We start from the raw sequence: 24,473 nt of genomic DNA, 5'->3' as shown, positions 1-24,473 counted from the left end.
ACCGCGTCCGGCACCACCCCTTCGTCAGACCTCTGCCGGCGTCACGGAGACCCGGTGGTGAGGTGGACGTCGGTCTCGAGGTGCTTCTCCACGCGGGGGTCGCCCGCGTCGGCGAAGTAGTCGCCCTTGATCGTCTCGTCGTGGCCCCGGTCGACCTTGAGGGCGTTGAGCACCAGGGTCAGGACCGCGGCGACGACCAGGTTGAAGACGAACGCCGTCATCGCGATGTAGCCCATCTTGCCGATGCTCGGGATCAGCGCCAGCGAGCCGCCGAAGTGGCCCTTGGTGGCGGGGTTGATGACGTTGTAGGCGGTGATGGTGCCGTAGACCATGCCGACCGCCCAGCCAACCAGCAGCGCCCACCGGTGGAACCAGCGGGTGTAGAGGCCGAAGACGATCGCGGGGAACGTCTGCAGGATCCAGATGCCACCCAGGAGCTGGAAGTTGATGGCGTTCTGCTTGTCGAGGGTGAGGACGAACACCAGCGCGAACGCCTTCACGAGCAGCGACACCAGCTTGCCGACCTTGGCCTCCTGGGCGTGGGTGGCGTCCGGCTTGAGCCAGTCCTTGTAGATGTTGCGGGTGAAGGTGTTGGCGGCCGCGATCGACATGATCGCCGCCGGCACGAGCGCACCGATGGCGACGGCTGCGAACGCGACGCCGGCGAACCAGCTCGGGAACATGTCCTCGAACAGCTGGGGGATGACCAGCTGTGCGTTGGGCTTGCCGTCGAGGCCGATCGGCTTGGTGCCGGCCTTGATCGCGACCCAGCCGAGCAGCGCCAGCAGGCCGAGCACGAAGCTGTAGGCCGGCAGGATCGAGGCGTTGCGGCGGATGGTGTTGCGGTTCTGGCTCGAGAGCGTCGCCGTGATCGAGTGCGGGTACATGAACAGCGCCATGGCCGAGCCCAGCGCCAGCGACGCGTAGGCCCAGTACTGCTGGCTGTTCGGGATGAAGGCACCCGTGGGCTTGTTCGTCACCGGGTTGGGCTTGGCCATCTTCGCCTCGGCCGCGCCGAACACGGCGTCCCAGCCGCCGACCTTGGACGGCAGGTAGATGACCGCGACGATGATGACGAGGTAGATCAGCGCGTCCTTGACGAACGCGATGACGGCCGGTGCCCGCAGGCCGCTGGAGTAGGTGTACGCCGCCAGCAGCGCGAAGGCGATGAACAGCGGCAGGTCCTTGGCGAGGGCGTTGCTGCCACCGAGGCCGGCGACCTCGAGCACGGCCTGGATGCCGACGAGCTGGAGTGCGATGTACGGCATCGTCGCCAGGATGCCCGTCAGCGAGATCGCCAGCGCCAGCCCGCGGGAGCCGTAGCGGCCCTTCACGAAGTCGGCCGGGGTGACGTACCCGTGCCGGTGGCTCACCGACCACAGGCGCGACATGAACACGAAGATGATCGGGTAGAGCACGATCGTGTACGGGACGGCGAAGAAGCCGCTGACCGCACCGAGGGCGAACATCGCCGCCGGCACCGCCACGAACGTGTAGGCCGTGTAGAGGTCGCCACCGAGGAGGAACCAGGTCACCCAGGTGCCGAACCGGCGACCGCCGAGGCCCCACTCGTCGAGCGACTCCATGCTGTCGGCCTTGCGCCAGCGGGTGGCCCAGAAGCCCATGCCGGTGACGAGCAGGAACAGCAGGACGAGCACCACGAGGGCCGTGGTGTTGACGCCGGTGTGCGCGGCGGCGGGGACCATCGCGCTCATCGGCCACCCTCCACGTCGTCACGGGGAGTCGCGTCCGTCATGGGGCGGTGGGGGCGCGCCCTGAGGACGAGCCGGTATGCCGTGTAGGTCATCCCCGAGCACAGGAAGACCCACAGGAACTGGTACCAGATGAAGAAGGGGAACCCGCCGAGCTTCGGCTCGACCTTGGCGTAGCTGCTCACCCACAACAGGGCGATGACGGGGATCGCCAGCAGGATCCCGGCCGCGGCCAGCATCCCCTTGTTGGCGGGTGGAACGGTGTCGTGGTCGACAGCGTTGTCGGTGCTCACCTCTCGTACCTCCACATGCGAAAAGGGCGGATCGCGTTCGCCATCCGCCCCGCACCGTATTCCTCGTCGGACCCCAGTGGGGGGATGCCGCGCACACCATCTGACCAGCGCCTTTCCGACCGGTCGTCGTGACCCGCGCGCCCCCGTGCCCGCTCGTCTGCGCACAGACCCGGGTACCAGTGCGCAGAGAGCGGATCCGAGCGCAGTGACACGGACGTCTGCGAGCAGACAAGCGTCGGCCAAGGGTGGCGCGGACGTCTGCGCACAGACCCGCGTACCTGTGCGCAGAGAGCGGATCCGAGCGCAGTGACACGGACGTCTGCGAGCAGACGAGCGTCAATCGGGCAGGAGACTGGCACGTGCGGCGGCAGCGCCGGAGAACGCCAGCGGCGCGAGGCGGAGTCAGGCCACGCGGGCGAGGCGCAGGGCCTCGAGCACCCGCTGGCACACGGCGCCGGGGTTTGCGAGGTCCGCCCACGTGAGGCGGACGACGGCGTACCCGAGGGCGCGCAACCGGTCCTCGCGACGTTTCTCGGCCCACAGGTCCTCTGGGGCGGTCCCCGTGAGGCCGTACTTGGCGCGACCGTCGAACTCGACCACGACCAGCCCGTCCACCAGGAAGTCGCTGCGGCCCACGAACCCGTGGTCCCTGTCGAGGATGACCGCCTGGGGCTCGACGGTGACCGTGGACGGCAGGTGCCGCAGCACCATCCGGGTGCGGCTCTCACCGGGGGACTCGGCGGAACCGTCCGCCAGGGCCACGGCGTCGCGGGCCCGCGAGACGCCAGGCGTGAGGGCGTTGGCATCCACGAGGCGCTGCAGGTCGGCCCGCGTGACGAGCTCGGCGTGCAACGCCGCGTCCATCGCGACCACTCCGGCCTCCAGCCCGTCGACCATGGCGGTCCCGACCGCGGCGAGGCCTGGTGTGACCGCGAGCGCGCGTGCAGGCCCGAGCCGCACGACCGGGTCGGCCGTCGTCGACTCGTGGATGTGCAGGAAGCCCCGCACCCGGCTCGAGGTGCCGGCCACACGGCATACGTGGAAGGTGTCCTCGGGCACCCGCCAGAACGGCAACCCGTGGAGCGCGAGCGCGGAGTGGTGGCTGGCGGCCACCCGGCCGTCGAACGACCTCAGGATGGCCAGGGTGTGCAGCCGGTGGACGGCCTCCGGGGTCCGGGCTGCGCGGAGCGTGTCAGAGAGCACGTATGCGCGGGCAGCCACCCGCGTGATCGTCCCGTCCCGGACCATCGCCCTGACGACGTTGCGGGTGACGCCCTGGGCGGTGGCGTCGCAGGATGCGAAGACACCGCCCTGGGCGCGGGCACGGGCCAGCAGGACCTCGGACATGCCCTCGACCCTCCTCGACGCGGGAGGCGGGCGCCGGTTCGGTGGCGGCGTCTGTGGATGGGGCCGCGTGAGGGGCCGACCTGTGGACGGGCACGCTGACCGACTGCGCAGAGGTCCGTGTGCCTGCGCAGAGAGCAGATCCGCGCGCAGTGGTACCGAGGTCTGTGAGCAGACGAGCGGGCACCACGGGGGGAGGCGGAGAGCCACCCGAGCGGGCACCACGGGGGGAGGGGAGAGCCACCAGACGAGCGGGCACCACGGGGGAGGGGGAGGGGGAGGGCCAGAGACGACCGAGGGCCGGTCCGCGGGGTGCGGACCGGCCCTCGGGTCGGGAGTGGGACGCCTCAGGCGGCCTTGGTCTCCTTGAAGATCTTGTCGATCTCGTCGATCTTGGCGAGCAGCTCGTCGGCCTTGGCGGCGTCGAACTCGCCCTTGGTGCCGGACGCACCCGCGAGCTTGGTGGCCTCGTTGAAGAGGGTGTGCAGCTGCGGGTACTTCTCGAAGTGCGGCGCCTTGAAGTAGTCGGTCCACAGCACCCACAGGTGGTGCTTGACCAGCTCGGAGCGCTGCTCCTTGATGACGACCGCGCGGGTGCGGAAGTCGGGGTCGTTGTTGTCGGCGACCTTGGCGATGATCGCCTTGATCGACTCGGCCTCGATGCGGGCCTGGGCGGGGTCGTAGACACCACAGGGCAGGTCGCAGTGGGCGCTGACCTCAGTGGTGCGGAAGAAACGGGAGAGCATGCGAATCCCTTCTGCGAGACGGACGATCACGTGCTCGACCAACCTACCCCGCGCCCCCACCCGTCGCACGGGGCCCCCTCGGCAGGCGGAAACGGGGGAGCCGCAGCCGGTGGGGGAGGCGGAACAGGACCAGCCCGCGGATCTGGTCCCGCCCGAGCGACCCGACGCCGTAGGTCCACGAGTCGGCGACGCCCGGCATCGACTGGTTGTCGCTCTCCACCCAGTACCGCTTGGGGTCCTCGGGGTCGCGCATGGTGACCCGCTTGACCGCCAGCGGCCGGGGCGTGCCCGTCTCGTCGGGAGGCAGGCGGACGATCGCGAGCCGCCCCAGCTTCGGGGGAGCGCCGCGCAGCACCACCATCCGGTCACCGGTGTGCAGGGTCGGCTCCATCGAGCGGCCCTTGACGACGACGAGGCCGAGCGTGAGCACTACTCGTCGCGCTCCTGGTGCATCCGCCGCAGGAACGTCCGGGTGCGGTCGTGCTGCGGGTTGCTGATGACCTCGGACGGCTTGCCCTGCTCGACCACGACCCCGCCGTCCATGAAGACCACGCGGTCGGCGACGTCACGGGCGAAGCCCATCTCGTGCGTCACGACGATCATGGTCATGCCGTCCTGGGCCAGCTTGCGCATGACCTGGAGGACGTCCCCGACGAGCTCGGGGTCGAGGGCCGAGGTGGGCTCGTCGAAGAGCATGAGCTTGGGCTGCATGGCCAGGGCCCGCGCGATGGCGATGCGCTGCTGCTGCCCACCCGAGAGCTGGGAGGGGTATGCCGCGTGGCGGTCGGCGAGGCCGACCTGCTCGAGCAGGGCCTGGGCGCGGTCGCGGACGTCCTGCTTTCGCTCGCCCTTGACCTGGATCGGCGCCTCCATGATGTTCTCGAGCGCCGTCATGTGCGGGAACAGGTTGAACCGCTGGAACACCATGCCGATGTCGCGGCGCTGGGCGGCGACCTGCTTGTCGGTGAGGTGGTGCAGCGTGCCGCCCCTGTCGGAGAAGCCCATGAGCTCGCCGTCGACCCAGATGCGCCCGCCGTCGATGGACTCGAGCTGGTTGATGCAGCGCAGGAACGTGGTCTTGCCGGAGCCGGACGGGCCGAGCAGGCAGACGACCTCGCGCTGCGCGACGTCCATGTCGATGCCCTTGAGGACCTCGTTGCCGTGGAACGCCTTGGTGACGTTGACGGCGTGGACGAGGGGGAACTCAGGGTGCGACTGCGCGGCCGCGGCCGGGGCGCGGCCGGTGCTGGTCATGTCGGTCGCCATCAGTGGTCTGCCCCGATCTTGAGGAAGCGGGCCCGGTTGGTCGCGCTGGGCTGGCCGAAGCCGCGGCCGAACCGCTTCTCCAGCCAGGACTGCCCGACCATGAGGACCGAGCAGATGATGAGGTACCAGGCCACCGCGGCGACGTAGCAGCCCATGATCCGGTAGGTCTGGTTGGCGACCTGCTGGATCTGGAAGAACAGCTCGGTCGTGACGGGGACCGCGGCCAGCAGCGAGGTGTCCTTCACCATGGCGATGGTCTCGTTGCCCGTCGGGGGCACGATGACCCGCATCGCCTGGGGGAGCACGATCCGGCGCATCGTCTTGCTCGAGGACATGCCGAGGGCCTGGGCGGCCTCGGTCTGCCCCCGGTCGACCGACAGGATGCCGGCGCGGGCGATCTCGGCCATGTACGCGGCCTCGGACAGGCCGAGGCCGATGACGCCGACGATGATGCCGCTGCTGATCGTGCGGACGTCCAGGGTGTAGAACGTGGGGTCGCCGAAGCCGAACGCCTTGGCGATCTCCTTGCCGAACGGGATGCCGAAGTCGAGCGTCGGGTAGAGGTACAGCACGCCGACGCCGAGGACGGCGAGCAGGACGTACCGGGGGATGGCCCGGAAGAACCAGGTGTAGACGAACGAGACGCCCCGCAGCACGGGGTTGCTCGACAGCCGCATGATGGCGATGAGCACGCCCCCGACGACGCCGAGGACCATCGAGAGGATCGTCGTCAGGATCGTGCCCTGGATCAGCCCGCTGAGCACCGGGTTGTAGTTCATCACCTTGAGGGCGAACCCGAAGTCCCACTTCGCGTTGGTCACCCAGGAGCTGACCATCATCGCGACGAGGATCGCGATGACGGCGAGTGCGACCCACCGCCACGGGTGCCGGACGGGTCGGGCGTGGATCGCCCCCGGGCGGGCGCCGTCGCCGGCGCCCGCCCCGGTCGAGCCGGGCATCTGTTGCGTTGCCTCGGTCATGCTGCCTGCCTCTCGGCGGGTCAGGGGTTGACGGCGAAGTCGGTGACCGCGCCGCTGTCGTTACCCCACTTGCTGAGCGCGGCCTTGTAGCTGCCGTCGGTCGCCGTCGCCTTGAGGGCGTCGGCGATGGCCTGGGCGAAGTCGGTCTCGGCCTTGGGCACGACGATCCCGTAGGGGGCCGAGTCGTAGATGTCACCGAGGGCCTCGAGCTGGCCGTTGGTCTGCTTGACGGCGTAGAGGCAGACCGGAGAGTCGGCGAGCATCGCGTCGGCCTTGCCCGAGATGAGGTCGGCGGTGACCTTGGACTGGTCCTGCTCGACGATCTGCTTGATGGCGGGCTTGCCGGCATCGGTGCACTTCTTGGAGCGGGCGGTCAGGTCGTCGAGCTGCGTGGTGCCCTTCTGCACGCCGATCGACAGGCCGCAGGCGTTGGCCGGGTCGACCTTCTTCGGGTTGCCCTTCTTGACGGCCCACTGGGTGCCGGCGTTGAAGTAGCTGACCATGTTGACCTGCTTCTTGCGCTGGTCGTTGATGGTGAAGGAGGAGACGCCGATGTCGTACTTGCCGCTGCTGACACCGAGGATGATCGTGTCGAAGCCGGCGTTCTGGAACTCGGCCTTGAGCCCGAGCTTGGCGGCGACCGCGTTGAAGAGGTCGACGTCCATGCCCTGGACGGTCTTGCCGTCGCTGCCGAGGAACTCGTTGGGGGCGTAGGAGGCGTCGGACCCGACGACGATGGTGCCCTTGGCCTTGATCTTGGCGGGAACCTTGGCGGCCAGAGCCGGGTCGACCGCGCCGGAGCCGGACGACGAGGAGGACGAGGAGGAGGAAGAGCTCGAGCTGCTCGAGGACGACGACGAACCCGTGTCGAGGGAGCTGGAGCCGCAAGCGCTCAGGGCGAGTCCGGCCGTGGCCAGGCCCGCGACCATGGCGGCGGCGGGGCGAAGGCGTGAGGTCATGCTGGTGAGGTCCTTCCTCGGGTATGCCGCGTGGCTGGGACGGTGCGCCCCACCACGGCTGTGGGGATAGGGGCATCCTGCCAGCCCCACCTGCGAACGGCGCCAGTCCTGCCCAGATCGTTTCCGTCTCGCATCCGAGAATCAGGACGAGAGCGGGCAGGTGGGGCCACCGCACCCCAGCGCCGGAGGTCAGGGGGCGGCGGTGGCCGGCCGCCCGGCATACCCGCTCGGACGGAGCGACGCGGGTCACACTCTCGTCACGGGGGTGGTCGGCGCCCACGGGCCTGTGCCACGATGAACCCGCGGGTAACCCCCGCCCTTCGCGTTTCTGTGTGGCCACACCCGGCTCCGTCTCGAGACCGCGCGGTTCGACCCGTGCGCGGTGTGCCCCAACGCCCCCTCCCTTTTCTGAGGTGACCTCCCGTGTCCGCGTCCCCGTCGTACCCGTTGTTCGACCCGTCCGCCCCGGTCTTCCGGGCGCACGAGGGCGGCAAGCTCGGCGTACACGCCACGCAGCAGCTGCGTGACCGGGCCGACCTGTCGCTGCTCTACACCCCGGGTGTGGCGGACGTGTCGCGCGCCATCGCGGCCGACCCGTCGCTCGCCGCGCGGTACACCTCGCGGTCCAACACGGTGGCGGTGGTCTCCGACGGGACGGCGGTCCTCGGCCTGGGCGACATCGGTCCGCTCGCGGCGATGCCGGTCATGGAGGGCAAGGCGGTCCTGTTCAAGCACTTCGGTGGCGTCGACGCCGTCCCGGTGTGCATGGAGACGGGCACGGTCGACGAGCTGGTCGACGCCATCGCCCGGATCGCGCCGACGTACGGCGGCATCAACCTCGAGGACATCTCCGCACCCCGGTGCTTCGAGATCGAGCGTCGCCTGCAGGAGCGGCTCGACATCCCGGTCTTCCACGACGACCAGCACGGCACCGCGATCGTGGTCCTCGCCGGCCTGATCAACGCCGCGAAGGTCGTCGGCCGCGAGCTGTCCTCGCTGCGTGTCGTCGTGTCCGGCGCCGGTGCAGCGGGCGTGGCGGTCACCCGGCTGCTGGCCAGGGCGGGGGTCGAGGACATCGTCGTCTGCGACTCGCGCGGCATCATCGCCCCGACGCGCACCGACCTCGCCGAGCAGCCGCACAAGCGCCGGCTCGCGGCGACCACCAACCCGCGTGCGCTCAGCGGTTCGCTCGGTGACGCGCTCGTCGGTGCCGACGTCTACGTCGGCGTCTCCGGTGGGCAGGTGCCGGAGGCGGAGGTGGCGCGGATGGCGCCCGACTGCATCATCTTCGCGCTCGCGAACCCCACGCCCGAGGTCCACCCCGAGGTGGCTGCGCGGTATGCCGCGGTGGTGGCCACGGGGCGGTCGGACTACCCGAACCAGATCAACAACGTGCTCGCGTTCCCCGGCATCTTCCGGGGCGCTCTTGACTCGGGGGCGCCGCGCGTGACCGAGGCGATGAAGCTCGCCGCAGCGCGCGCCATCGCCGACCTGGTGCCCGAGCCGACAGCGGACCAGGTGGTGCCGAGCGTCTTCGAGCAGGGCGTCGCCGACGCCGTGGCCGCAGCTGTGGCGTCCCGCCGCTGACCCCGCCGAAGGTTCCCTTCGCCAGCTCGGCGCGCCGGGTAGCTTGTCCCGGTGGCGTGAGTGGTGTTGGGTTGGGGTCAGCGGGTGAAGAACGTGCTGGTGGTCTTCGGGACCTCCCCGAGGCCATCAAGATGCCGCCTCCCGTCAGGGCTGTGCACCGTCGCGAGGGGCGCAAGCCCGGCGTGGCCGTCACGCGCCGCACGACGAGATGCTCTGTTAGATCAACCCGCTCTTCGGCATCCAGCCGGACCACGCATGGACCTGACGAGCCGCCGTGCCGGCCCCACCTAAATAACCAGCCGGACACTGTCGCTGAGCTGGGGAATCCAGGGCTTCCGTGGAAGAAGCTCGAGCAGCTTGCAGGCAGGTCGCGAGTCATGGTCGGCGTCATGACTGTCAACACCTGTCGGCCGCGGTCCCCAAGTTCGTTTGGTGTCGGGGGACGCAGTACCGACGGCCTGGTGGTCGCTTGCCTGGCCTCTGGCCCGCATAGAGAGGGGCCGGGAGCGGGTCGGGTAGTCGGGCCGCCCCGCGCATTGGATCAAGAAGTCGGGCCGGCAGTCGCCCTCACGCACGTTGAGTCGTTCGTGCCTTCGACAGAAGACGCATAGGCTGTGTGGATGTTCACGTGCAAACGATTGGGTCCGCAGCATGAACCGTGAGCGCGGGATGGCTGACAAGGCGGCACGGCCTTCGCGCACCAACGTTCTGCTGATTTTGACTTCACTGGCCCGCAGCAGTGGCGGCGGAATCAGTTTCGCAACAGGGCTCGCTCAGTCATTGGCCGCTGGGACGAGACTTACGGTGGTCCTTCCGCGCCCTTCGGATGCTTACCTTCCTGCTTCCATTGGCGACGTGCGCATGCTAGAAGTCAGGCCATTATCCGGCTTTCGACGCATTATTCGGGATTTCCTTATGGCGCAACGGTGGGCGACCAACTGCTCTGCTGACGTCGTGGTACTGCCGCACGAGTGGGGTCTTCCTCTCCGTGGGGTAAACCTGGTGAATGTAGTGCAGAATGTCTACTTTTTAAAGCCCCCCAGATTGCAGCGGGGATGGGCAAAGGCACTTCTCATGTTCGGCGTGACGCGCCTAACTGCACCACTCGCGTCAACGACAGTGGCGGTATCAGATTTCGCTGCGGCGCGCTGGCGTGAAAGCACTGGTCGAATTGCGGAGGTGGCTCATCAGGGTGTTGACCCAAGATTTCGCCTCGCGGCAACTCCCAAGAAGTCCAACCTCATTGTACTGGTGACGGGACCCCACCAGTACAAACGACCTGACCTTGCCGCAGAGGTGGCTCATCGACTGTGGGAACACGACAATGGTTTACGCACTGTCGTGGTTGGTCTTCCCGTCGACCGGCGGGCTCACTGGGAGTGCCATGAAACGCTAGAGCCTGATGTCCTCGCGAGTTTGTTTGGCGAGGCCGAAGTGGTTGCCATTACTTCGGAGCTCGAATCTTTCGGGCTTCCTGCCTTCGAGGCGAGGAGTGCGGGCGCCAGGGTCGTCGTGGTGGCCGGCACGGCAATGGATGAGATGCTCGAAACCGACCAAGGCGTTTGGCCTGCGGCACCCACGGCGGACAGTTTCGTCCGTCAGATCATTGCCGCTCTCGGCTCCGAGCCGCCGCCACCCGTGGGCCGTCTATACGAATGGGCGTCGTATGCGGAGGATTGGATCACGCTGGTGGAGATGGCGGGGGATTCTCAGCCCGGCGGTTCGGGCAGTGGGTGAGTCCGAACACTCTGCATTTCTGGACGATCGGGCTCTCCGCTACGTTGAAGCCCGTGAATCGAAGAGAGACGGTGCCGTTGTGACCGAGTCGCGGGTTGTGGGGCTTGTGACGCAAGACTTCACGCGTGCAGGTGGCGTGGGCACCGTATCACGTTGGCTCGCGTCGACGCTTTCCGCTGCGGGATGGACAGTTCGAGTCTTTCAGCTGGCCGAGCACAGTAGCGACGTCGGAGCTAAGTCGTTGATTCGTCCTAGCTCCCTCAAGGCGCCGATGATGCGGTGGGATGAAGCGGCCGGGCTATATCACGTCGGAGCTTGGGCTGCCGAACTGGAGTTCATGCGCTACCTTCCGCGACGGCAACTTACTGGCGCTCTTGATCAGTGCGATGTCGTGCAGGTGGTCGGGGGTTCTCCCGCCCTTGGATACGCTGCCTCACGCTCAACAGCGCCGCTATTCCTGCAAATGGCCACCTTCATCGCTTGGGAACGACCCAGCGCCACTCGCCATCTCCGCGGCGTGCGGCGGGCCTGGTCGCGGGTGAATACACCACCGGCCACTTGGGTGGAGGGGCGGGCGTTACATGCTGCGAGGGCGGTATTCATAGAGAATGATGAGGTTCGCATTGAACTGGATTCGCGGGGTATTCGCGGAATTCATGCACCTCCTGGGATCGATACGAATCATTTTATCCCCGGTCAGGGCCCCGCGCGTCGAGAGTACATCCTGTCCGTTGGGCGCCTATCGGAATCCCGTAAGGGATACGAGCGGATGTTGGCCTCTTATGCAGAACTCAGGAGAATAATGCCAACAGCGCCGCCCCTGCTCTTGGCGGGAAAGGGCGCACTTTCGCCGTCCGTGGTACGGCTAATAACGGAACTGAAACTACACCCCCACGTCCAGGTCAGAGGTGACATCCCAAGCGGGGACCTCGTCACTCTAATACAGGGCGCAGCGGCCTTTTGGATGACGTCTTTCGAAGAAGGCCTTGGGCTGTCGGCAGTAGAAGCGATGGCCTGCGGGGTGCCAGTCGTCGCAACGGACACCGCCGGAACGAGGGTCGTCGTCACGAGTGACGTTGGCGCCTTGGTTGATCAAAATCCGTTTATCCCACTGGAGTTCGCTACGGCAACGGCAGAGGTTCTTGCGGCAGGCGCTAGACTGCGTACCGCAGCTCGCGCGCGTGCAGTTTCCAGATTTGACACGGATGTAGCGATTAGACCTTATCTAGACGCCTACGAAGCGGCGATCGGACGTGGATCGGACAGTGGGGCCGAATGGCGAACGTGACCTCCTGCGTGCGACAGGGTTTCGTCGCACGGTGCCGAGGGCTTCTGGTCCACGCCGCCGTCGGTGGTGGCAGTATTGCAGGGTTGGTTCTTGGGCTAGCAACAGGAGTAGCAACCTCTCGCATTCTCGGGCCAACCCTTCGCGGCGAGGTGGTCGCTGTACAAACGTGGGCCGGAACTGCTGCCGTCTTGCTTACCGCCGGGGTGACGCAAGCCGTTGTAACTTATCGGGGCGGCGATGAGGATCTGCCCAGGCCGCTCATCCTTCAAGCACTGGTGGCCTCATTTATAGGCCTGGGCATGTTCAGCATGATTCACTCGTTGGGACACGTCGCCGTGTCAACGTGGTCGGCGGTTCTTGGAGGCGCGCTTCTCGTTCTCGGGGGCCTATTGACTTCGCACAATGCAGGTCTGGCTCAGCGGTACCGTCGCATGACCGGACTGTTTCAAATCGTGCGTCTGGCTCCTCAAGCTTTGGCGGCCGGTGCCATTGCACTTCTTTGGATTCGCGACGATGTCAATCCAGGGCACTGGCTTCTCATGCTTGGGCTGGCCATAGCCATCTCTTCAATCCTGTCGTTGGTCTACATATTCAGGACCCGGAGGATCCGCGCTTCGCCCCGGTGGCTGCCGCCGCGCGAACTTGTCGTGGGGGCGCGTGGGGCATTCGTCCTGGTAGTGGGGTCGCAGGTCATCTATCAGCTGGACAGAGTAGTCGTTGCGAGCCGTATGGACAGTCGAAGTGTGGGCTACTACGCGGTGAGCACCGCAGCTGCCGGCGCGTGCGCCCTTTTTGGGCAATCCGTGGGCATGGTGACTTTTAGTATGCTACGTGAAACAGGAAGCGCGGTAAGCCGTGCTCGTTTGATCCGACGGGGTGTCGTCACCGCTTTGATCATCACGGGCTGCCTGAGTCTCGTTCTAGTCGTGGTGACTCCTACATTGATCCGATATTTTTACGGGCCAGAATTTTTACCTGCTTCGACGGCTACGCGGATCCTTTTAGTATCGTCTGTTCCCTTGGCAGCGGACTTCCTCCTTGTCCACGCTGCGCTCAGTGTCGGCGTAGCTCGCGGGGCCGCTCGCATCCAACTCTTGGCTGGACTTTTGACTGTGGGACTTCTGGGGGTTGCGACCAGTCTCGACAATCTTGCTCTAGTTTCGGCTGTCTCCGTGGTTGCCTATATACTTTCCGCGGCCCTTCTCTTCCGTCTTGTCATGCGATCGAGCATCGCCCAACCAGAAAGATCCTGATGCCGGGACCGAGTGCCGACCCCACCCGCTCAGTTCATGCTGTCGTCGTGCACTGGGGTGACCCGGCCGACACCGTCGAGCTCAGCACGCGTCTCGTGTCGTTCCCCCAGATAGAGGGCGTAACGGTTCTAGCTAACGATCTGACGCGGGCCCCGGTGGAACTGGACATGCGGGTGAGGTGGACCGTGCCGACGAGGAATCTCGGCTTTGCCGGCGGCTTCGATTACGTGGTGAGAGAAGTCGGAGTCAGTTCGGATTTCCTCCTGCTCAACAATGATTTGTTCTTCACTCAGGAGTGCGTTGCTCAGTGTCTCGCGACTCTCGCTCAGGATGAGGTGGGCATTGCTGCGCCAGTGACCGTTAACGACAACGGATTTCAAGGCGGTGTCGGGACTGTGAGCGGGGTTCTGTGCCGAGACAAGATGAATTCCCCCGCGGTGAGGCAGCCTGTGAACGCCGAATGGGTAACCGGCGCCATGATGTTCATCAAGGGGCGCTGTTACTCCGACGCGCCTTTCGACTTGTCATACTTTCTATACTGGGAAGACACTGATCTGTGCTTTCGCGCCCGCGCCGCGGGGTGGCGTGTGGTGGTTGTAGGTGCCGCCCAGGCCTGGCACCGGGGGGGCGCTACCGTTCCTACGCTCGGTTCTTATTACTACACTACCCGCAATCGCCTTTGGTTCGCCCGTCGGTGGCGCTCCAGAGGCCGAGTAGGCGTGCTGACTGCGCTCATGGCTGTATTAGCCGTCCGCACGGCGGCGACAGATGTCATTCTGCGACACAGCTTGGCGCGAGCTCGCATGTTTGTCCGTGGCGTAGTGGATGGACTTAGGATGATGCCGGACGGGTCCGTAGTGCCGGAAGACGAGCCGAGGCCTGATCGTTGGATGCGGTGGGAATGAGGTCAAAACCAAGTGGGAGATTCGTAGCCTTTTATCTATGTGGGCTTTCGGCGATCGTTGCTTACCTATCCATCGGCGCCCACCTCTCCTGGCTGGCGGCGAGTGCAGCGCTCGTCAGTTTCTTCGTGAGTCGACGTCAGTTGTCGCCTCTTGTGCTGGTTCTGGTGCTGTACCTGCTCTTCTGCCTAGGGTGCGCGCCCCTGCTCAATGATTCGAAAGCCGCCGCGCTGAGCAGTGAGGTCTGGGGCCTATCGGCTCTTTGGGTCATAGCGTCATGCATGGGAGGTGTCGCCTCTGCGCGACCCAAGGCCCCAGTGGCCGACGATGGTGAGGCAGTGGCGCTCACCCCCGCGCTTATTGTGTCTTCAGTAAGCCTCTTTGCGACCATCGTCTTGATCCGCGCCGGCACATATGGGCTAACTGGACAACTTGCCGGCCAGTCGAGTGGGGGAGTGATCGGACTTCTGTCGGCGGTGGGGCCGGCGTTTGCGGCGGGTGCCCTGATCAGTGCATTCAGCGGCGCTAAGGCGTCCAGGCCGAAGGTCGGGCGATATTTTTCCCTCGGCCTCGTGGGGTGTCATTGTATATTGCTAACACTGAGCGGATTTCGCGGCGCGGCGCCGTTCTACTTGATAGCAATCGTGATCACTGGCAGCGAGATCCGTGACCGCTTCCGGAGAGCAACCTCTCAGACAGCAGCGAGACGCCTCGTCACCCTGGGGTTCGTCGGTGTGATAATTGCAGGCTTCTTTCTGGCGGGCGCGGCAGTGCGCAGCCAGGTAGTCGCCGCGTCTGGGACGAGCGCCGCACCGCAAAGCCTGCGCAGTGTCATCTCGCGATTCGACTCCACGGTCCCATTGTCGGTGGCTTGGCAACATCGGTCAGATGAGTCCGCGCGTGAGGCTGTGGGCATCCCGCAGCAAGTGATCGCGGTGATTCCCAGAGTTCTCTACCCCGAAAAGCCAGTTATAGACTACGGGCAGAGGCTCGCTGTATTGTTGTACGGTCTTCCGGCGGATACCCGGAGCTCGGAGACCGTTACCGCATTCGGTGACGCGATTCTGGCTGCAGGGTTGGGCGCAGCATTCCTCATTGCAGTGGCATACACGGCAGCCTTTGATAGCCTATTCCGATTCCTGCGGTCTCGTACCTCGGTGCTAGGGTTGATTATCGCCGTGAATTTGGCTCTTTCGATGATGAGCATTGAGGGCACGTTCGTCTTGAATGTCGTCAGTGTCTTGCGAACGACGTTGACAATAGTCGTGGTCTACTACGCGACCGGTTGGATCACCGGCGGCGCAGGCTCAAGACGGAGGGACGCAAGCCTGAAGGCGCTAAAGAAGAACATCGCCGCCAAGCTCTAGGCGGCCGCCCCTGTCGACACCAATGCATTTTTTGATCACTCGCTATTGTCAGATAGCGCGACGCCCGCCGCACCTCTTAATCAGTCAATTGGGAAGGGCGAGCCACGAATAGAGACTGGTACGCAAGAAGGCCCGGCAGCTGGCTCAGGGCCAGTGTCCTTAGCGAATTCCGCATCCGGTCGGGGAGGCGCGTGGTTAGTCGGCCCACGGGAAGGGGGCCGTCTGGCACCGAATCGAGGACCCTGTATCCAGCACTCTCGATCATCATGCGAGCCGACGCATACGTGTAGAACCGAAGGTGTGTGCGGTCAAGGATGCCCGTGTCGGTGTAGTCGAATCGGCCGCGGAAAAACGCGAGCCGCTGGCGGTAGTGAAGCACGTTCGGGAGAGCCACGGCCACGACCCCGTCGGCACCCAGGAGCGGAGCGACCTGTCGAAGAGTGGACTCCGGCTGACGGATGTGTTCCAGCACATGAGAGAAGATTGCGACGTCGAATGTACCCTCGATGCTGTCCGGGAGCCCCTTCTCTAGGTCGCCGACGTGCACACGGGCGCACACGGAGCGGGCGGCTCTGGCCTCCTCGGGGTCGATCGTGACGCCCTCGACGCGCCATCCACGCCCAGCCATGATCGCTGCGTTGTCCCCGGGGCCGCAGCCGACATCGAGGACTCGGCCAGGGGGGCGAGAGATGAGGTCAAGTAGCCGTAGATTCCCCTCGTTGCGATACCGCAGGGCCGGTGCGGAGGCGGTGGTTACGTCCATCTGGCCACCATATCGATTCCTGTATCGTCGCATCCGCTCGGAGTGGTCGTGAACGGAGGAGTGAGGGCAATGGCGGAGACTCGCGGGGGGCCTCTCACCGAGAAGGCGCAGATCAGGCTTTGCGTGGTTCTCCCCCACGTTGCCCAGTACTTCTCGCCGCTGTTCGACGCCTTGGCCAAGGATCCGCGGATCGCACTGCAGGTTGTGTATGCAAGCAAAGCCGGTCTGCGGCCCATGTTCGATGCCGGCTTTGGCCGAGAGGTCGCTTGGGACGTGCCCCTCGTAGACGGTCACCCTCACGTGTTCCTCGACGACAGCTCCGATTCCCGCGGGCGCGTTCCGTTGCGGTCGCTACCTCGCCTTCTGTCGTCGGTAAGGGAGGCAGACGTTGTCGTGATCCATGGGCACGCCAGCCTCCTTGCCTGGGCCGCCGCCGTCGCCGCTTGGCTATGCAAGGTTCCCTATCTCACGCGTTCCGACGCGACCCAGCGGACAGTGCGGCCTCATTGGGATCCCCGGACGCTGCTTGCGAAGTGGTTCGCCCGAAGGTCCAACGGAGCGCTCGCCTCGAGTGAACGCAACGCTGCGCTCCAGCGGGAGCTGGGGAGCACGTATACGCCTCTCGTGCCGCTCACCGTGGACGTTTCACGGTTCGCGCGGGAGGCGCGGAGCGTGACGCGATTGGAGGCGCGGCGGCGGTTGGGACTGCCGGATGGACCAGTGGTGGGCTACGTGGGCAAGTTTGTCGCCCACAAGCGCATCATGGATCTTGTTGAGGCCGTGCATCTGATGCACCCCCGTCCGCATCTTCTTTTCGCTGGCGATGGTCCACTTAGGGGATCACTTGAGCAGCGCGCAGACGGAGAGGAGGGGATCACGATTCTGGGCTTCCAGAATCAGCTAAGTATGCCCGCGGTGCTAGCGGCGCTGGATGTGCTGGTGCTTCCTTCCGACTACGAACCGTGGGGTCTGATCGTCCACGAGGCGCTCAGTTGCGGCGTGGTGCCGGTAGTATCGGACATGGTGGGCTGTGGCCCAGAGATAGTGGAAGGCCGGGGACAGATCTACCCTGTGGCTGACGTGCATGCCCTTGCAGCAGCGGTGAGCCGGGCACTGGCCACTGATGGGGAAGCGTTCGGCGAGCACGTCCAGGCATTCATCAAACAGTATTCAATAGAACAAACTGCCCAACAGTACATCGACGCCGTGAGCGCAGTCGCGCCTTAGGAGTTGCCACAGTGGGGAAAGGCAGTCCACGGCTAATGGGGCAATCGTCGAACCACCGTCGCCGGAACCCCCGCAAGCAGCGAATCCGGAGGGTGCTGACCGCGGACGACCGCCCCCGCGGCAACAACGGATCCTGCCCCGACGATGGTGCCGGCGAGTAGTACCGATCGTGCTCCCACCCACGACCCTGCGCCCACCGTTACCGGGCTGCTATTACCTCTGTCACTTCCGCGCCGGTAATGGTTCCCGATCTCATGGCTTCCCGCGACGAGCATAACCCCTGGACCCAGGTCGCACCGCGTCCCAACCGCAATGCCGCAGTCCTCGGTTGAGATCAACTCACACCCCGCGCCCACCCAAGTCTCTGCGCCGATGGATACATTGGGATGGGGGATCCGCGCCGTGCCACTTATCCGAACACCCGGTTCGATGTGCCCGCCCGCACTTCGGTACAGAGCATTCCTCAAGCGAAAGAATCGCGTTTGAGGCAATAATCCAGAAATGGTGTTAGCCACGTATAAAAGACCGTGTCTAAGCGGTAGGTGAGGGGTCATCGCGCACCTTCTCTCTATCGAAGAGGTTGTCTGCTCGAATTCGGGAAAATCTCCACGCTCGCGGCGTGAGCGTCCGAGAACTACTTCCGTGTGGCGAACGCTATGGCCGCCGTCCCGTCCATTGCTCAAGCCTACGATGCGTCGAGAGAATGAACCGCACGGCGCGCTCGGAGCAGTTGTCGATCGCGTAGTCGGCCGGCACGTGCTGGCCGGCGCTGCCGTCACGGACGACGACCTCGATGCCCTCGACGACGTTCTGCGGGTCCAAGCCGGTCATGATGATCGACCCGGTGTCGAGGGCCTCGGGCCGCTCGATGGAGTCGCGCAGGGTAACTGCGGGAAACCCCAGGACCGATGACTCCTCGCTGACCGTGCCGCTGTCGGACAGCACACACAGGGCGTCCTGCTGCAGCCGGACGTAGTCGATGAAGCCGAGAGGCTTGTGGAAGCGGATGCCCTCGGGCAGGTCGCGACCGAGCTGTTCAAGGCGCTTGTGCGTGCGCGGGTGCGTCGAGACGAGGACAGGGACCTCAAACCGCTCGTGGGCCGCGACAAGGCAGTCGAGCAACTGGTCCAGTCGCTCGGGCCGGTCGACGTTCTCCTCACGGTGTGCCGACACGAGCAGGTACTGCTGCGGCGACAGCCCCAGCGTGTCGAGCACCGTGCTGCCATCGAACTGGTCGAGGTGGTGCAGCAGCACCTCCTTCATTGGCGAACCCGTCAGCAGGATCCGGCGCGGGTGTAGGCCCTCGGCGAGCAGGTTGCGACGCGCGTGCTCGGTGTACACCAGGTTGAAGTCGGCGACGTGGTCGACGAGGCGACGGTTCGTCTCCTCCGGGACGTTCTCGTCGTAGCACCGGTTGCCGGCCTCCATGTGGTACACGGGGATCCGCATCCGCTTGGCCATGACGGCCGCGATGCAGCTGTTCGTGTCCCCCAGGACGAGCACGGCGTCCGGCTGCTCAGCCAGCAGGACCTCCTCCGCCTTGATGAGCGTCTCGCCGAGGACGCGCCCGAGGCTGCTGGTGTCGACCTCGAGAAAGTGGTCGGGCTTCCGGATGCCCAGCTCGTCGAAGAAGATGCCGTTGAGCTCGTAGTCGTAGTTCTGCCCGGTGTGGACGAGCACATGGTCGACGGTCTCGTCGAGTCGGGACATCACCCGGGAGAGCCGGATGATCTCCGGTCGCGTCCCGACGATGGTCATCACCTTGGTCATGCGGTGGCCTCCACGGCTACAGGCTCCCAGAACGTGTCCGGGTTATCAGGATCGAAGAGCGAGTGCGTCCAGAACAGGGTCGTGAGCTCGGTGTCGCCGGTGTTGGTGATGTTGTGCACCCACATGGTCGGCATGTCGACCACCGCCGGGCTCTCGCCGCTGACGTCGAAGGACACGACCTCGTCCGTGCACACACGGCGCAGGGAGATGCGTGCCTGGCCGCTGAGGACGACGAAGCGCTCGACCTTCCCGAGGTGGAAGTGCTCGCCGCGCGTGATGCCGGGCTTCGTCGTAGAGACGAAGGTCTGCCCCTGCCCGCCATGCGCACGAACGGTCTCCACGAGGCGTCCGCGGTTGTCCGAGTGCGCGGTGAGGGCGATGGGGTAGTGCCCGGGGAAGAGCGCGGCGCGGTAGGTGTTGAACAGGTCCACCCGCAGGGCGTTGTCGAGCGCGGGGATGTCACCTGTGGCATACAGGCTGTGGAACTCGCGCAGGAGCTCCCAGACCTCGAGGACGCTGGTGGGCGTGCCCTGCGGCTCTATCCGGCCGGCCGGCGCGGTGAGGCCGTCGATCAGCGACTCTGCGGCCCGCTGGGCGTGCAGGAGGTCGACAGGCCGGTCCTGGATGGACGGCTCGTTCCCGTCGATGGCCGCCTGGACGAAGGTCGCGACGAACGAGTTGTAGGAAGGGCGGCCGTGCTCGCCGAAGAGATTGGGCAGCATCACGTCGACGAACGTGCTGCCGGTGTCGGCGCAGGCCGCGGCCAGGACTTCGGAAGCCTGCTCCTTGCCGCTGCCGTACGGGGTGCCGTTGCCGCTCTGGATGGAGTCGGCGTTGACGACCTGCACGGGTCGGCCGGCTCCGCGAAGGGCGGTCGCCAGGTCCTCGGCGAGCCGGACGTTGCCCAGCCGGACCTGCTCGGGGTCGTCCGCGCGGTTGACGCCGGCGATGTGGATAACGGCCTCGGCGGAACGCACCTGGTCCGCCAACGACCCCCAGCTGTCCCTGGTCACTGGGAGGACCTCGTGGTCCGTGAGGGCGCGCAGGCGGGCCATGGTGTGCCAGCCGAGGAAGCCGCCGGCGCCCGTGACGAGGACCTTCACGAGCGGACCCCGGCGAGCAGGGTCTGGATCTCGGGCAGCTTGAGCAGCAGCTGCTTGGTCTGCTCGACGTCCATCCGCTCGGTGTTCTCGGAGGTGTAGTCCTCGACGGCCACGGCGTCGCGCTCGCCTTCCTCGAAGTACAGCTCGTACTCGAGCGAACGCGCGTCGAGCGGGACGCGGTAGTAGTCGCCCTGGTCGCTGGACTTGAGCATCTCCTCGCGGCTGAGGAGCGTCTCGTGCAGCTTCTCGCCGTGCCGGGTGCCGATGACGCGGATCTCCGGGTCGTCGACGCCCAGCAGCGACGCCACAGCGCGCGCAAGCACGTCGACTGTGGAGGCGGGGGCCTTGCGGACGAACAGGTCGCCGGGCTCCGCGTGGGTGAAGGCGTGCTCCACGAGGTCGACCGACTCCTGCAGCGACATGAGGAAGCGGGTCATGGTGCGCTCGGTGATCGTCAGCGGCTTGCCCTGCTGGATCTGCTGCACGAAGAGCGGGATGACGGAGCCGCGCGAGTACATGACGTTCCCGTACCGCGTCACCGAGACCGTCGTCTTGGAGTGCGGGTTGTTGCGGGCGAACGCCTGCGCGGTCTTCTCCATGAGCGCCTTGCTCATGCCCATGGCGTTGACCGGGTAGACCGCCTTGTCCGTGCTCAGGCACACGACCGAGCGCACGCCGACGCGAGCCGCCGCCTCGATGACGTTGTGGCTGCCGGTGACGTTGGTCTTCACCGCCTGCTCGGGGAAGAACTCACAGGAGGGCACCTGTTTGAGGGCCGCAGCGTGAAACACGAAGTCGGTGTCGACGAAGGCGGACCGGACGCTCTCGTAGTCGCGCACGTCGCCCAGGAAGAAGCGCAGCCGGGAGTCCGAGAAGCGCTTACGCATCTCGTCCTGCTTCGCCTCGTCTCGACTAAGGATGTGAATAGTCTCCACGCCCTGGTCGAGCAGGTGCGCGGCCATCGTGGAACCGAAGGAGCCGGTCCCTCCCGTGATGGCGACCGTGGCGCCGTTCATCGTGCTCACGTCCTAGTTCCTCGTCCTTCGGGTCGTGTCTGAAGAGCGGCAGCGAGGGCGCGCCACCCCTCGACGCCAGCAGGTCGTTCCCAGCCAGCGTCGCTGAGCCAACTCCGTGCCTGTTCCTGACCGAACAAGATCATCTCCACTCGCCTGGCGTTGGCGGCTAGTGGAGGGAGGAACCGCCCCAGCACAGCAAGCGTGCCGGTGCCCATCCGCGCCAGATGTGCTGGCAACCTTCGAGGCTGCCTGTCACCGAGCAGTTCCAGCAGGCCGGCGGTGGTCAGGTCCTCAGAGGGATGGCTGACAATGCGGGGAGGCGGTTGATCCACGGTCGCGAGGAACGCGATCGCGGAGGCCACGTTCTCGATGAGAGCTTGAGGAGTGGGTTGCGTGCCTGGAGCGGCCACCAGAGACAAGGGCGAGCGGGCGATCCGGGCGATCATCCGGGTCACCCGGCGATCGGGGGCGTGCACGCTGGGTGGGCGGTACGCGACGGTCTCCGACGGACCGAGTTCGAGGGCAAGCTCCTCTCCGAGGACCTTGGACCGCGCGTAGGCGGAGAACCCGTCCTCGGCTGGGGCGTCGTCCAGGACGCGTGCACGTCCTTGCACCACAGCGCTGCTCACGTGGACGAACCTGCAACCCTCTGTCATGCGAGCCACGGTGGCAAGAAGTCCGACGAGCACGCCGTTTGCGGCGGCCAATGCGGCCTCATCAGTCAAGGATGCGTCCGGGTTTCCCGCGGCGTTGACCACCGCATCGCACCCTTCGATCGCCCGCTGCAGTTCCGCCACCAACGGCGCGGAGAACTCGCGGGCGGACTCCCTGCTCGCTGCGGAAGGCAGTCTGGGTGCCTTGAGTGCCACCACCTCGTGACCAGCTGACCTCAGAGCGTCGACGACGGCGCTCCCTACGAAGCCGGACGCCCCGACCACAGCGATCCTGCGTGCGCTCGTCACCGGGACCGGCCTCCAGCCGCAAAAGCGAGCAGCGTCTCGAGCTTGCCGCTCACGACCGATTGGCTGAACTCTCGGAGGTAGTAGTCGCGTCCACGCAGTCCCATCGCCTCGCGCTCCTCCTTCGAGGTGTCGGCCATGCGGACGATGGCGTCCGCCATCTCCGCCCCGGAACCAGGAGTGATGACGACGCCGGCGCCGGACTGCCTCACAACCTGGGCAGCATCCCCGACGACCGCTCCGAGGATGGGTCGCCCGGCCGCCAGGGTCGCCTGCACCTTGCTCGGCAGCGTGGCGCGGAAGAGCGGGAGATCTTGGAGGCTGATGAGCTGGAGGTCGCCCAACGCAAGCACGTCAGCCATGGCGCCGAAGGGTTGGAGCGGCACGAAGGAGACGTTGTCGAGACCGTGGCGATCCGCCTGCCGCCGGAGCTCTGCCTCGTCGACGCCGCCGCCCACCAGCGCAAAGCCGATGTCCTGACGGTGCCTGAGACGCTGCGCAGCGTCCAGCAGCACGCCCAGCTGTTGGTACCGGCCGAAGATGCCGGCGTACATGACCGTGAAGGGACGGGTGAGCCCGAACGCCGCGGCAAGGTCCGGCCGCCGCGGAGCAGGGCGGAATGCGCTTTCGTCGGCCCAGTTGGGCAGGAGCTCGATCTTGTCCGCCGGAACCCCGCGCTCGGCGATGCTCGCCATCATGCCGGGCGAGATCACCGCCACGGTCGACGCAGCGCGGTACACACTGTCGCAGTAGGCATGGAGTGCTCTCTCGAGCCGTGACGATCCACCCTCCAGGAAGCCCGAGTTGAGCACAGTGTGTGGCCAGAGGTCCTGGACGTGGAAGACGAAGGGTGTCCCGCGAAGTGACTTGAGTGCCAGCGCGGGAACAGCTGCCGTGGCCGGGGTGCCGTGGACGAGGACGGCGTCAAGCCGGGGCAGGCGAGCAACGCCCACTCCTGCGGCAGCGGTGGCGAAGCTCAGGTAGTTGAGAGCGCGCCTGGCAGCTCGAGAGTCGTGGCTGGGGTAGAGCGGCGCCCGGTGAACAGTGACCCCGCGGATGTCCTCGCGCAGGTATGGCCGCACTCTGTACCCCTCGGCCAGACGGCCCGTCGGGTAATTGGGAAAGCCGGTGAGAACGTGGACCTCGTGTCCCCGCGCAGCGAGAGCGCGCGAAATGACTCCGGGAAGGGCGGCGGAGGACCCCTCGGGGTCGTACCACTGCGACACCATGCCGATTCTCACGACTTGGACCCTCGGACTCTCGCGGACTTGGCTCGCAGCATCGTAGGACTGAGCAGGTAGAGGACCAGCAGCAGGGCGATTACCGCCGCGCCGGCCGTCGATGGCAGCGCCCACGCCACGACCGTGATGAAGGCGGACAGGAATGCGACTGCGGCCGCCACGGGCAGATGAGCAAAACCAAGACCGCTGGTGAGCTGCTGGTAGACGTGCTCACGATGGGCCTGGGTCAGGCTCTCCCTCCGGACCGCCCGCCGCACGAGAGCGAAACCGGTGTCCGCGGCATACAGCGCGAGAGGCGCAAGCACCACCGCAACGGAGGTGGTGCGGGTGCCGGCGAGAAGGACCCCCGTTGCCGCCAGCCCACCGAACAGGTAGCTCCCGACGTCTCCGAGGAACATGCGCGCGCGTGGTGCGTTGTACGGGAGAAACCCCAGCGATCCCCCGGCAGCCGCTGCGCCGATCACGATCAGGCTGCCCACTCCGGAGGCGACGCCCACAGCCAGGGCTGAGACGCCCCAGACGGTCATGGTCAGTGACGTGATCCCGTTGATGCCGTCCATGAAGTTGACTGCGTTGACCACCGCGGGCACGAGGAGCATGCCGGCGGCGGCCGCCCAGAACCCGCCGAGGGCAAAGCCCGCCACGGTCCCCACCGCGACCTGTGCACCCAGCCGGGCTACCGCCGGGAGACTTGCCCGGTCGTCGGCCAAGCCGACGACCGCCAGGACACAGGCACCGACTATCGACCACCACGACGGGTCGTGTCCCACGAGCTGTCCCACTCCCGCAGCGGCAAGGACGCCGACGAGGCAGGCGACGCCGCCTGCCCTGGGGGTGGGCTCCGCGTGCGAGGAGCGGTGGTTGGGGATGTCAAGGATGCCGTGATGCACGACCTGCGCCCGGACAAGGGGAACCAAGGCCGCCGTCACCAGCAGGCCTGTGATCAGCTCGAGCACAGTT

Annotated in this window: 22 protein-coding genes; 6 read left to right on the top strand and 16 right to left on the bottom strand. The window is 66.2% G+C overall.

All coding sequences use genetic code 11. The annotated features are described in order from the left end of the window. Window positions 1-41 precede the first annotated feature (41 nt). From mctP to ACFUC1_RS06945, 8 genes are all read right to left on the bottom strand, one after another. Window positions 42-1,715, bottom strand: a complete 1,674-nt coding sequence (mctP, locus tag ACFUC1_RS06980; protein ID WP_379118028.1) for a monocarboxylate uptake permease MctP — start codon at window positions 1,713-1,715, stop codon at window positions 42-44. Then, window positions 1,712-2,005 carry a DUF3311 domain-containing protein gene (locus ACFUC1_RS06975; protein WP_379118026.1) on the bottom strand — a complete coding sequence of 98 codons (294 nt, stop codon included), beginning with the start codon at window positions 2,003-2,005 and terminating at the stop codon, window positions 1,712-1,714. Before ACFUC1_RS06975 ends, mctP begins: the two co-directional genes overlap by 4 nt. 402 nt (window positions 2,006-2,407) lie before the next feature. Then, a complete protein-coding gene (locus tag ACFUC1_RS06970; protein WP_379118024.1) occupies window positions 2,408-3,352 on the bottom strand; it encodes a hypothetical protein in 945 nt (314 codons plus the stop codon). A gap of 344 nt (window positions 3,353-3,696) precedes the next feature. After that, window positions 3,697-4,095 carry a superoxide dismutase, Ni gene (gene sodN / locus ACFUC1_RS06965; protein ID WP_379118022.1) on the bottom strand — a complete coding sequence of 133 codons (399 nt, stop codon included), beginning with the start codon at window positions 4,093-4,095 and terminating at the stop codon, window positions 3,697-3,699. A gap of 43 nt (window positions 4,096-4,138) precedes the next feature. Beyond that, entirely contained in the window at window positions 4,139-4,525 is a 387-nt protein-coding gene (locus ACFUC1_RS06960; protein WP_379118020.1) for a S24/S26 family peptidase, read from the bottom strand. Beyond that, window positions 4,525-5,349 carry an amino acid ABC transporter ATP-binding protein gene (locus ACFUC1_RS06955; protein ID WP_379118018.1) on the bottom strand — a complete coding sequence of 275 codons (825 nt, stop codon included), beginning with the start codon at window positions 5,347-5,349 and terminating at the stop codon, window positions 4,525-4,527. The genes ACFUC1_RS06960 and ACFUC1_RS06955 overlap by 1 nt, the downstream gene beginning before the upstream one ends. An 11-nt stretch (window positions 5,350-5,360) precedes the next feature. Beyond that, window positions 5,361-6,341 carry an amino acid ABC transporter permease gene (locus ACFUC1_RS06950; RefSeq protein WP_379118016.1) on the bottom strand — a complete coding sequence of 327 codons (981 nt, stop codon included), beginning with the start codon at window positions 6,339-6,341 and terminating at the stop codon, window positions 5,361-5,363. A 20-nt stretch (window positions 6,342-6,361) separates the two neighbouring features. Next, window positions 6,362-7,300: an ABC transporter substrate-binding protein gene (locus ACFUC1_RS06945; RefSeq protein WP_379118014.1), complete on the bottom strand. Its 939-nt coding sequence runs from the start codon at window positions 7,298-7,300 to the stop codon at window positions 6,362-6,364. A 423-nt stretch (window positions 7,301-7,723) separates the two neighbouring features. Here ACFUC1_RS06945 and ACFUC1_RS06940 point away from each other — a divergent pair, with 423 nt between their 5' ends. The 5 genes from ACFUC1_RS06940 to ACFUC1_RS06920 all read left to right on the top strand — a co-directional run bounded on the left by ACFUC1_RS06940 (window position 7,724) and on the right by ACFUC1_RS06920 (window position 15,434). After that, on the top strand, window positions 7,724-8,887 hold the full coding sequence (locus tag ACFUC1_RS06940; RefSeq protein ID WP_379118012.1) for an NADP-dependent malic enzyme: 1,164 nt from the start codon (window positions 7,724-7,726) through the stop codon (window positions 8,885-8,887). 651 nt (window positions 8,888-9,538) lie between these two features. Beyond that, window positions 9,539-10,624, top strand: a complete 1,086-nt coding sequence (locus ACFUC1_RS06935) for a glycosyltransferase family 4 protein (protein WP_379118010.1) — start codon at window positions 9,539-9,541, stop codon at window positions 10,622-10,624. Beyond that, on the top strand, window positions 10,554-11,912 hold the full coding sequence (locus ACFUC1_RS06930; protein ID WP_379118008.1) for a glycosyltransferase family 4 protein: 1,359 nt from the start codon (window positions 10,554-10,556) through the stop codon (window positions 11,910-11,912). The genes ACFUC1_RS06935 and ACFUC1_RS06930 overlap by 71 nt, the downstream gene beginning before the upstream one ends. A gap of 431 nt (window positions 11,913-12,343) precedes the next feature. Beyond that, the gene (locus ACFUC1_RS06925; RefSeq protein ID WP_379118006.1) at window positions 12,344-13,165 is read left to right on the top strand and encodes a lipopolysaccharide biosynthesis protein; all 822 of its coding nucleotides are present in this window, start codon (window positions 12,344-12,346) and stop codon (window positions 13,163-13,165) included. Window positions 13,166-14,234: 1,069 nt separating this feature from the next. Then, window positions 14,235-15,434, top strand: coding sequence for a hypothetical protein (locus ACFUC1_RS06920; RefSeq protein WP_379118004.1), 1,200 nt, complete (start codon window positions 14,235-14,237; stop codon window positions 15,432-15,434). Window positions 15,435-15,510: 76 nt separating this feature from the next. Here the strand turns inward: ACFUC1_RS06920 and ACFUC1_RS06915 are convergent, their stop codons facing one another. After that, window positions 15,511-16,197, bottom strand: a complete 687-nt coding sequence (locus tag ACFUC1_RS06915; protein WP_379118002.1) for a class I SAM-dependent methyltransferase — start codon at window positions 16,195-16,197, stop codon at window positions 15,511-15,513. A gap of 69 nt (window positions 16,198-16,266) precedes the next feature. Between ACFUC1_RS06915 and ACFUC1_RS06910 the strand changes: the two genes are divergently transcribed. Then, window positions 16,267-17,424, top strand: a complete 1,158-nt coding sequence (locus tag ACFUC1_RS06910; RefSeq protein ID WP_379117999.1) for a glycosyltransferase family 4 protein — start codon at window positions 16,267-16,269, stop codon at window positions 17,422-17,424. Window positions 17,425-17,456: 32 nt separating this feature from the next. Here ACFUC1_RS06910 and ACFUC1_RS06905 read toward each other — a convergent pair whose 3' ends face one another. From ACFUC1_RS06905 to ACFUC1_RS06875, 7 genes are all read right to left on the bottom strand, one after another. Then, window positions 17,457-17,978, bottom strand: coding sequence for an acyltransferase (locus ACFUC1_RS06905; RefSeq protein ID WP_379117997.1), 522 nt, complete (start codon window positions 17,976-17,978; stop codon window positions 17,457-17,459). A gap of 100 nt (window positions 17,979-18,078) precedes the next feature. Beyond that, the gene (gene wecB / locus ACFUC1_RS06900) at window positions 18,079-19,194 is read right to left on the bottom strand and encodes a non-hydrolyzing UDP-N-acetylglucosamine 2-epimerase (protein ID WP_379117995.1); all 1,116 of its coding nucleotides are present in this window, start codon (window positions 19,192-19,194) and stop codon (window positions 18,079-18,081) included. Next, complete coding sequence (locus ACFUC1_RS06895; RefSeq protein WP_379117993.1) at window positions 19,191-20,297, bottom strand: NAD-dependent epimerase/dehydratase family protein; 1,107 nt, start codon at window positions 20,295-20,297, stop codon at window positions 19,191-19,193. Before ACFUC1_RS06895 ends, wecB begins: the two co-directional genes overlap by 4 nt. Then, window positions 20,294-21,313 (bottom strand): polysaccharide biosynthesis protein, encoded by a 1,020-nt coding sequence (locus tag ACFUC1_RS06890; RefSeq protein WP_379118034.1) that lies wholly within the window; start codon window positions 21,311-21,313, stop codon window positions 20,294-20,296. The genes ACFUC1_RS06895 and ACFUC1_RS06890 overlap by 4 nt, the downstream gene beginning before the upstream one ends. Window positions 21,314-21,318: 5 nt before the next feature. Further along, a complete protein-coding gene (locus ACFUC1_RS06885) occupies window positions 21,319-22,251 on the bottom strand; it encodes an NAD-dependent epimerase/dehydratase family protein (protein WP_379118032.1) in 933 nt (310 codons plus the stop codon). Window positions 22,252-22,271: 20 nt separating this feature from the next. After that, window positions 22,272-23,513 carry a glycosyltransferase family 4 protein gene (locus ACFUC1_RS06880; RefSeq protein WP_379117991.1) on the bottom strand — a complete coding sequence of 414 codons (1,242 nt, stop codon included), beginning with the start codon at window positions 23,511-23,513 and terminating at the stop codon, window positions 22,272-22,274. Continuing rightward, window positions 23,510-24,283 carry a hypothetical protein gene (locus ACFUC1_RS06875; RefSeq protein ID WP_379118030.1) on the bottom strand — a complete coding sequence of 258 codons (774 nt, stop codon included), beginning with the start codon at window positions 24,281-24,283 and terminating at the stop codon, window positions 23,510-23,512. The genes ACFUC1_RS06880 and ACFUC1_RS06875 overlap by 4 nt, the downstream gene beginning before the upstream one ends. Window positions 24,284-24,473 lie beyond the last annotated feature (190 nt).

The organism is Pedococcus sp. NPDC057267, assembly GCF_042668795.1.
In the GTDB taxonomy this organism is placed as follows: domain Bacteria; phylum Actinomycetota; class Actinomycetes; order Actinomycetales; family Dermatophilaceae; genus Pedococcus.
The sequence above is the reverse complement of the archived record's forward strand: the minus strand, read 5'-3'. Positions and strand labels throughout refer to the sequence as shown.